The 8,651-nt window shown below is 56.0% G+C and carries 7 protein-coding genes; 3 read left to right on the top strand and 4 right to left on the bottom strand.

Going from position 1 to position 8,651, the window contains the following annotated elements; genetic code table 11:
• Positions 1-426: 426 nt before the first annotated feature.
• Positions 427-2,043, top strand: a complete 1,617-nt coding sequence (locus V7650_RS16235; protein WP_335657258.1) for an AMP-binding protein — start codon at positions 427-429, stop codon at positions 2,041-2,043.
• Positions 2,044-2,236: 193 nt separating this feature from the next.
• Here the strand turns inward: V7650_RS16235 and V7650_RS16230 are convergent, their stop codons facing one another.
• From V7650_RS16230 to V7650_RS16215, 4 genes are read right to left on the bottom strand one after another with little or no spacing between them, the layout of a single operon-like run.
• Positions 2,237-3,019 (bottom strand): SDR family oxidoreductase, encoded by a 783-nt coding sequence (locus V7650_RS16230; RefSeq protein WP_335657257.1) that lies wholly within the window; start codon positions 3,017-3,019, stop codon positions 2,237-2,239.
• A gap of 27 nt (positions 3,020-3,046) precedes the next feature.
• Positions 3,047-4,306, bottom strand: coding sequence for an acetyl-CoA C-acetyltransferase (locus tag V7650_RS16225; protein WP_335657256.1), 1,260 nt, complete (start codon positions 4,304-4,306; stop codon positions 3,047-3,049).
• Positions 4,307-4,337: 31 nt separating this feature from the next.
• On the bottom strand, positions 4,338-5,156 hold the full coding sequence (locus tag V7650_RS16220; protein ID WP_335657255.1) for a crotonase/enoyl-CoA hydratase family protein: 819 nt from the start codon (positions 5,154-5,156) through the stop codon (positions 4,338-4,340).
• Positions 5,157-5,158: 2 nt separating this feature from the next.
• A complete protein-coding gene (locus V7650_RS16215) occupies positions 5,159-6,088 on the bottom strand; it encodes an NAD-dependent epimerase/dehydratase family protein (protein WP_335657254.1) in 930 nt (309 codons plus the stop codon).
• Between the two features lie 118 nt (positions 6,089-6,206).
• Between V7650_RS16215 and V7650_RS16210 the strand changes: the two genes are divergently transcribed.
• Both V7650_RS16210 and V7650_RS16205 read left to right on the top strand, forming a co-directional pair.
• On the top strand, positions 6,207-7,067 hold the full coding sequence (locus V7650_RS16210; RefSeq protein WP_335657253.1) for an SDR family NAD(P)-dependent oxidoreductase: 861 nt from the start codon (positions 6,207-6,209) through the stop codon (positions 7,065-7,067).
• A 239-nt stretch (positions 7,068-7,306) separates the two neighbouring features.
• Positions 7,307-8,578 carry an MFS transporter gene (locus V7650_RS16205; RefSeq protein WP_335657252.1) on the top strand — a complete coding sequence of 424 codons (1,272 nt, stop codon included), beginning with the start codon at positions 7,307-7,309 and terminating at the stop codon, positions 8,576-8,578.
• Positions 8,579-8,651 lie beyond the last annotated feature (73 nt).

Raw genomic sequence — 8,651 nt, 5'->3', positions numbered from 1 at the left:
CTGGTTCGCGCTTTTCGACTTCCGCGCCAGTTGCCTCAAGGCAGTGCCGTCAAAATCATCCCGCAAGCTAATCGCTGTTCCGATGTCACGTCCTCCAAATGAAGGACGCCATAGATTCATACTTTCACCGGTTTGGGAATCCCGAAAGTGAGTCAGCCTCAGCGCAGCTTGGTATTACATGGTATATTCATGCAAATGGTCAACGCGAAAGTCGGCAATACGCATTGGTCGCAATTTCACCCGTTGCGGTACACAAAGATGAAGCGTTGGTTAGGAGAGAGCCCTGACCAAGATCCAGTCAGAGGCATGTATGCAGACCCTATTAATCTATAAATGTTATGTCGAGGCTACAACGCCAGCGACTTTCATGATCATCGCGCTAATTGCTATTCTAACAGCGTTCGCGTGGTGGAGCACTAGCAACAATTGTTTGCGCCCGCTGGCTCCAAAGGTGCGTTCGGCCAGCTTCCGGACCATAATCGACTGCGAAAATTCCCAGTGACTGTGCCGCGCACGCTCTTTTCTAATCGTCCAGCGACTAATCTCGTCCCGCTCGGAGACCTTCCGCGCCGTCTTGCCGAGGCTGAACCCGATCGAACAGTGCTTTCGTTCGGCGACACCCTCTGGACGCGACTTGCCTTCGCTGAAGCGGTCGAACGCCGTGCAACCCGCCTAATTCGCGAGGGAGTTGTTGCCGGCGATTTCGTGACGGTTACTTTGCCGACTGGGCCTGAGGTTCACATCACCTGTTTCGCAATCTGGATGCTGGGGGCTACGCCAGCGCCTCTTTCTCCGAAGCTCCCCGCCGCAGAGTTTGACGTTCTTGTCAATCTTGCCGCACCACGGCTAGTGATCGGATCATCGGCGGGAATGATCGCCGGCCGGCCTGTCATCACAGTTGACGCAGAAAAAGAGAAAATGCTTCCGATGCACAAAGCCCCGGCAATCGCTGCACAAAGTTGGAAGGTCATGACCAGCGGCGGCAGCACGGGTCGGCCCAAGCTTATCGTCGATACGCGCCCGGCTTTGGTTGACCCTGAGGTTACGTCGTTGGGCATTGAAGTCGGGGATACGGTGCTAAGCCCTGCCCCTGTGCATCACAATGCACCGTTTAGCTTCAGTCATTGGGTAATAGCTTGGGGCGGACATATCATCGAAATGGAACGTTTTGACCCAGCAGAAACGTTGCGACTGGTAGAATTACATCGCGTACGCTGGCTCTATCTCGTTCCAACCATGATGAGTCGTATTTGGGCTTTGCCCGAAGCCGTCCGCGCGAGCTTTGATCTTTCCTCTCTGGAGGCGGTCGTTCATATGGCTGCGCCATGCCCATCATGGCTCAAGCGCAACTGGATCGACTGGCTGGGTCCCGATCGTATACTTGAAGTTTACGCGGGCACTGAATCGGTCGGCGCATGCACGATCACTGGTCGAGAATGGCTCAACCATCCCGGTTCGGTTGGCCAACCGCAAGTACCTGAATCGATTTGTATTCTAGATGATGCGCTACAACCTTTGCCACCGAATGAGATCGGCGCAATTTATTTCCGGTCACCCCCCAACCGAACCAGTAACTACCGATATGTCGGATCCAAGTCGGCGGCAATAGACGGTTGGGAAACCTATGGAGACATGGGATCGCTTGACGCCGACGGATTTCTCTACCTGGCAGATCGCCGTTCAGACATGATCATCAGTGGAGGGGTCAATGTGTGGCCGGCAGAAATCGAAGCCGCGCTGGAGGCATATCCGGCGATCACCACGGCTGTTGTAGTGGGCCTTCCACACGACGATCTCGGTCAAACGCCTCACGCCATTCTTGAACTCGTGCCGGGGATGGATCCACCCATTCCAGACGATCTAGTGACTTTTCTGGCAGCCCGTCTCGCGCTAAACAAACACCCGCGTACGATTGAAATAAGCGCGCAACCGCTTCGCGACGAAGCAGGGAAAACGCGCCGCTCTGCCTGGCGAGACCGGACCATTAAATTGCTGGAGGCTGGTGGCCGTCTAGAGATATTGCGGAGTGCGATACGGTTTTAACGCTTGGCAACACCCTCCAATGAGCATCAGCGATCCAATCTACCTATCCCTTCACCGCTGCAACACTATACAGGTCGGTTGGAGTTGATCGGACTGGCGCAAGGACGAAATCCTGGCATCCACAAAAAGACGTCAAGATCACTGTGAAAGACGGGTCAAAATTTTTAAGAGACGTCAATTGTTCCCAAAGCCCTTATTTAGGTGGCATCCGAATTGCGCCATCAAGCCGAATATTCTGACCATTGAAATAGCTGTTACGGGTCAGTTCAAGGACCAGACTTGCGAACTCTTCAGGTTTGCCCAAGCGCTTGGGGAAGGGTACTGAGGCGGCGAGAACATCAAGCACCTTGGCCGGAACACTAAGCATCGGTGGCGTTGCGAATATACCTGGCATTACCGAGTTGACCCGAATACCCAAATCCATCAGGTCGCGCGCCATTGGCAGCACTAAACCGTTAACCCCAGCTTTCAAAGAACCGTAAGCGACCTGACCGACTTGTGCATCCTGAGCCGCCGCGCTTGACGTTAATGTAATAACGCCGCGCTCGCCATCTTCTAGTGGTTCGAGCCTGGCCATTCCCAGAGCCGACAACGAAGCAATGCGATAACTGGCCACAAGAATACCTCGGGCAGCGAATTCGTAATCTTCTGTCGACATTCGCGTGAATTCGCCTGTGTCCCTGTTGCGCCCGACGGTTTTTCCTCTCCGCGCTACCTGTGCACAATGAACAAGCACCCGTTCCTGGCCTTGCGCTTCACGAGCCTTCGCGAGGCCAGCAATCACACTCGCCTCGTCGGTGACATCGACCGCACAAAAGACGCCGCCGATTTTTCGAGCGACTTGTTCGCCTGCTTCGACATTGAGATCAAATATGGCGACCTTCAATCCCGCTTCAGCCAATGCAAATGCGCTTGCTCGACCCAAACCTGATGCGCCCCCGGTTACTACTGCCGCGCCTGCCAAATTCATATCCATATGCTTATTGCTCCCTTTTCTTTCACATTAGCTTGCATCAATGCGCTCAATTATGATCGCCGGGGCCATGCCGCCAGCGGCGCACATCGTGACAAGTCCATATCTACCGCCAGTGCGCTCGAGCTCATCTAGCGCCGTGCCAATCAGAATCGATCCAGTTGCGCCGATCGGGTGGCCTAGCGCCATCGAACCACCATTGGGATTGACCTTTCCACGGTCGAGTTCGAGATCACGAATGAATTTTTCAGTGACGACTGCGAACGCTTCGTTGATTTCCCAGACATCAATATCTTCCTTGCCAAGCCCGGCTTTTGCTAGCACTTTTATTGCTGCAGGCACGGGAGCATTGAGCATCAGAGTGGGATCGTCTCCAACATTGGCATAGGCAACAATCCGCCCACGAGGTATCAATCCGTGTTCATCTGCATATCGCGCTGAAGTAACCAGCACAGCCGCCGCGCCATCGACGACTCCAGACGAATTGCCAGCATGGTGAACACCCCGAAATTCGAGGTCAGGATAGCGGCGAAGGATTTGTGAACGAAACGTCCGTCCATTTCCCTGATCGAAATCCGCGAGCGCTTCAAAGCTGGGTTTAAGGGCTGCCAGCCCTTCGGCAGTGGTTTCCGGACGCGGAAACTCTTCACGGTCGAGCGCCACGGTTCCGTCAGGGTTTAATACAGGCACCACTGACCTTGCAAAACGATTTTCCTTGATCGCACGATCGGCGCGTTGCTGACTGACGAGCGCGAGGGCATCCAGCGCCTCTCGCGGAATACCCTCTATCGCGGCGATTGCATCGCCGCATACACCCTGATTCGATTGCGGATGAAGCACGTCCAGAGCGTCGTGGCCAGATCCCATTCCCATCGATGGAATTCCGGCATTTGTTTTAGCCGCAGTGCTCGCAGCGACATAGCTCATCATTTCGGTTCCGCCTGCGATGATGCAATCTTCCATACCACTCATCACCGAAGCAGCCGCGAAACTAACGGATGTGATTCCTCCACCGCAGAAGCGCGAAAGGGTCGTCCCGCTCGCCTTTACATCATACCCAGCCGAAAGCGCTGCCATACGACCAAGGTCGCCGCCTTGATTGCCCTCCTGATTGGAAGTAGACCAGACAATATCGTCGACCGTAGCGGTTTCGAGTTCATTGCGGTCCCTGATCGCCGCGAGCACGGTAGCCGCAAGATGCTGGGGGTGCAGGTGGGCGAGCGCGCCCTTTCCAGGCTTGCCGATCCCTCGAGGAGTCCGAACGGCATCGATGATGTAAGCTTCAGGCATGAAAACAATCCTTTATAAAGTTCGATCGGGTCTAGCGCGCCGTCCAGACCGGCGCGCGCTTCTCGGCAAAAGCCTTCGGGCCTTCGCGGGCATCTTCTGACTGACGCACGCCTTGGCTTTCACGGCGAGAGCGCTGCCAGTGCTCCTCTTCGGCTGCGATATTCCCATTTTCGATTCCAAGCGCGATACGTTTGGAGGCCTGGACCGAAAGCGGCGCATTGACCGCGATACGTTCGGCTAACGTCAGGGCCGTTTCCATCAGCTCGGTGCGCGGAACGACATGGTTGACGAGACCGAGTGCATGTGCTTGCGCGGCAGAAATCGGCTCTCCGGTAAGGATGATTTCCATCGCCAACTTGATCGGGATTTGGCGTGGCAAACGGAACACGCCGCCAGCCCCCGCAATCAGTCCACGCTTAACTTCGGGCAAGCCGAAATCCGCTTCTTCTGTCGCGACAATCAGGTCACACGCCAGCGCCAGTTCGGTTCCGCCGCCAAGCGCCGTTCCGTTGACCGCAGCGATTATCGGCTTGGAGATCGCGTGACTGGCGATTCCGGCAAATCCCCAGCCAGCCTCGACCGGATCGTTGGGTACGATTGCCTCGCCGCGAGCGATGGCTTTCAGATCGGCCCCGGCGCTGAATGACTGATCCCCTGCCCCTGTCACAATAACGACGCGTATCTCCGGGTCATTCTCGGCGTCTTCAAGTGCACGGCCGCCAGCAAGCCACAGGGCCTGGTTACACGCATTCCGAGCTTCGGGCCGGTTCATTGTCAAAATCATTACATGATCGCGGCGCTCGACCAGAACCGCATGGCTGGCGTCCGTTTCAGCTGTGTGCAAAACCATCGTCAATTTGTCTCCAGTTTCAGTTCGGGGTGACGCGCGGCAACCATATTACGCACCCCATCACGCCATTTGACCTGCCACTTCAGCCCTATCGCCTTGCCGACGGTGGTGTCTGTAATGCGGTTCGGTACAACACCATCATCGGTAAAGTCGAATTTTGGCTTCACGCCGATGAGTTCGGCCATATATCGTGTCATCTCCTCGATCGAAACTGCCTCGTCTCCACCCCAGTTGACAATTGTCGCCGGCACAGAACAGGCACGTATCATCGGCTCGAGATGTCGCACCATATCGGCTTCATTGATCGGCGACATCGTCGTCGTCCGGCTCTTAGCAAGCTTGATCGGTCGGTCGTTGAGCAGCGCCTCAAGCAGGTTTCCGGGCAGGCCGCCATCGTCGTAGACGCTCCCGTAGGAAACATTAAGCCGAGCTATTAGCGAAGGCAAATTGTAAAGTCGGCACAGAAACCTGACGACTCCTTCTCCGGCAAGCTTGCTGGGTCCATAATTGGGCGAGTGGGGTGAATTGCCGCCGACATGATCGGTTTCAGCATATTTGTGCATGGGGTCGGAATTTTCGGCATAGAGTGAATTGTTAGAAACAAATATAAATGCCTTGGCGTCGCGGCATTTGTGCATCAAAAAACCTGTCCCCTCAGCGTTCTGGGTCATCGCCACTTCAGCTGTGCCGGGTTTTGTGTTGGCGGCAAGGTGGATCACATAGTCGATATCACCGGGAACCCCATCGAGCTCATTGGTCGCGAAATCACCGACTATGGTCTTGATTCCCCGCGCCTCGGCATGTTCGCGAGAGCCGGGCCGCGAGAATCGCGCCAGACCATAAACGTCATTCCGCGGAGCCAGCTGGTCGGCGAATGTTCCCCCGACCTGCCCCGTGAGACCGGTCAGCAATATCTTGTGGCCATTGAGCATGTGCACAATCCTTTCCGCAGCGGTAGTGACGTCATCAAAGTGCGCGTATAGCCTTTTGCCGTGACGCACCGGTAATGCGTCGATGCATGTCTGGTAGGACAAATACACAATAGCCCTAATGGGTTTTCGGGACCAAGTGCCTCAACTTCAGACGTTAGAAACAATGATGGGTGCTTGCATGGACCTAGGGTTTAAAGGCAAATCATATGTGCTTCTCGGCGGTTCACGAGGCATGGGTTACGAAGCGGCTCGGGTGCTAGCAGCCGAAGGTGCACGACTGACCCTGATCAGCCGCACCGCAGCGCAGGTTGAGGGTGCCGCGCACCAAATCAGCGACGAGTTTGGCGCCGACGCCATCGGAATCGTCGCCGACGCAATGAAACCCAATCAGATCGAAGAAGCAGTCTCCCGTTCAATCAATCGGTTCGGACCACCTCGTGGCCTACTGGTCACCAGCGGGCTTACATTCCATAATGGAACCGCTCTGACTACCACGGACGCCGATTGGGAACATAATTTTCAGGATGTTCTGATGGGGACTGTTCGCGCGGTACGGGCGGTGCTGCCGACCATGCTTGAGGCCGGTGGCGGGCAGATCGTAACGACAGGCGCCTATTCGGCCCGCGCGGCCAAAGGGTTCCTTTTTCCTTATGCATCATTGAAAGCGGCTATAATCAATTTCACCAAGAATTTGGCCAAGACATACGGTCCGGACGGCATTCGCGCCAACTGCGTATGTCCTGGTGCCTTTGCGACAGTGCGAGTCAACGAGCGCATCAAGGAGGCTATGGCGGCGCAGTCAATCTCCCAGCCATACGCTGCAGCTTATGTCATGAAGGAAGTGTTCGGGATGCCGGTGGCGCTCGAACGACCGGGCGAGGCAAGCGAAGCCGGTGAACTGATGGCGTTTCTGCTTTCGGAACGCGCTGCCTACATGACCGGAGCAATTGTCAATATCGACGGGGGCACGGACTTCTGACTTGCGCTGTAATCGGTCCATTCATGTCAAAGCGTCCCGCTAATCGCCGCAAGTCCCCTTGCGGGTTCAGTTTCTAGGTTCGCCAATGGGCTGGCCGACCAATATGCACTCCGCTATGCCGGTGAGAATATCGCCGTCCCGGATGGGATAAGGAGGGAGTACGAAGCATGTCAAACGCAGCACCACGAACCAAGCTGGAGCCACCCCCCGTTGCCGCGTGGATTGCGCTCGGACTGCTGATGGTGCTCTATCTGCTTTCCTATCTCGACAAGCAGATGCTGGCGCTGCTGCTTGACCTAATAGCAGAGGATCTGGGGCTTTCCGACGTGCGAATGGGTGTGCTTTCAGGCATTGCATTCTCGCTCACTTATTCGGTCGGAGTGCTTGCCACCGGTTGGGCGGTTGATCGCTATTCCGCGCGCTGGATTATCTTCTTTGGCGTGATCCTGTGGTCACTCGCAGCTGCGGCCGGCGGACTGACCAACAGCTTCGAAGGCTTGTTCGCATCGCGCGCTCTCGTCGGGCTGGGCGAGGCCGCGCTGCCCCCGGCGGCAATCGCAATCCTTGCGACGGTTTTCCCGCGTCATCGCTTGTCGCTCGCGTCTGGGATTTACCATGCGGGAGCGAATATCGGCGGACTGCTTGCGCTTACTCTTGGCGGCGCGGCGATCGGAGCACTTGTCGCCGGGGGCGGATTTGATTTCCCGATCATCGGGCAGACCAAACCATGGCAGGCGGCATTCATCCTGACCGGGCTACCCGGTATCGCGGTAGCATTCTTGGTCTTCGGAATCCGCGGACGTAGCATGCGTCCCGGCAAAACCCGGGCAGGCCACGCCCGTTCATCGCTTTTTGGCTATCTCCGCGAGCACAAACGTTTCTTTTCCTGCTATTATCTTACAATTGCGATGCTCGGGATCGTTTCCTACACGCTTATAGCATGGTCGCCAGCCTATTTTGGCCGTGCCTTCGATCTGTCCCACACAATGATCGGTCTTTCCGTAGGAGCGGGTGTAGCTGCAGGCGGAATCGGCAACATCCTATGGGGCGCGCTCGCAAGCTACTTCCATCAACGGGGCTACGAGGACGCAATCTTCCGCGTGTTTATTTTTGCCACCGCAGTCGGTATTCCGTTGTCGATTGTCACGTTTGTCTTCGCCGATGCAACCCAGGCGATTATACTGTATATGCTGACTTATGTGTTTATCAGCAGCTGGGGTTCATTTATTGCTGCACTTCAACTCGCCATTCCTGATGATTTGCGCGGTCGGACAACCGCGATCCAGATTATGCTGGTCGGATTGGCTGGCATCGGTCTTGCCCCGCTGATCGTCGGCGCGGTTACCGACTTTGTTTTTGGCGACAAACAGTATCTGGGGCACTCGATCGCGCTGACAACCACGGTAGCAGGCGCGATTGCCGTTTTTGCGATGCTGTTCGGTCGCAAGGCCTTTTCCGAAATTGTCAGCGCTCAGGTGAGCGCGCGCGAGGAGGACGGTAAAACAGCATAAGCCACATGCTGGACAGTCCGGATTTGGCTGGCTAGCTGTACTTATTGCAATGGCCCACGACATTGTTGGCGGT

This window comes from Parasphingorhabdus sp. (assembly GCF_036964565.1).
In the GTDB taxonomy this organism is placed as follows: Bacteria; Pseudomonadota; Alphaproteobacteria; order Sphingomonadales; family Sphingomonadaceae; genus Parasphingorhabdus.
This window is presented reverse-complemented; position numbering and strand designations above follow the sequence as displayed.

Coding starts and splice junctions, on each gene's coding strand:
- V7650_RS16230 (WP_335657257.1), bottom strand. CDS start 3,019: ATGGATATGAATTTGGCAGGCGCGGCAGTAGTAACCGGGGGCGCATCA.
- V7650_RS16215 (WP_335657254.1), bottom strand. CDS start 6,088: ATGCTCAATGGCCACAAGATATTGCTGACCGGTCTCACGGGGCAGGTC.
- V7650_RS16210 (WP_335657253.1), top strand. CDS start 6,207: ATGGGTTTTCGGGACCAAGTGCCTCAACTTCAGACGTTAGAAACAATG.
- V7650_RS16225 (WP_335657256.1), bottom strand. CDS start 4,306: ATGCCTGAAGCTTACATCATCGATGCCGTTCGGACTCCTCGAGGGATC.
- V7650_RS16220 (WP_335657255.1), bottom strand. CDS start 5,156: ATGGTTTTGCACACAGCTGAAACGGACGCCAGCCATGCGGTTCTGGTC.
- V7650_RS16205 (WP_335657252.1), top strand. CDS start 7,307: ATGGTGCTCTATCTGCTTTCCTATCTCGACAAGCAGATGCTGGCGCTG.